Genomic DNA, 270 nt, shown 5'->3' on the forward strand with positions numbered 1-270 from the left:
TTCCTGTTTTAAACAAGATTGACTTGCCAGCAGCAGACCCAGAGCGAGTTGCTGATGAAATTGAAGACATTGTAGGCCTTGACGCCCACGATGCCGTTCGCTGTTCTGCAAAAACGGGCATTGGTGTTCAGGATGTGATTGAACGCCTTGTTAAGGAGATCCCACCACCAGTTGGTGATGTGGATGCCCCATTACAAGCACTAATTATTGACTCTTGGTTTGATAACTATTTAGGCGTTGTTTCGTTGATCCGTATTAAAAACGGGTCAC

At 45.6% G+C, this 270-nt stretch carries 1 pseudogene; it reads left to right on the forward strand.

The annotated features are described in order from the left end of the window. Positions 1-270: pseudogene (locus tag AC4IFO_RS23195) on the forward strand (elongation factor 4); the annotation flags it as partial.

The sequence above is a fragment of the Providencia sp. UF-224 genome, from assembly GCF_058245955.1.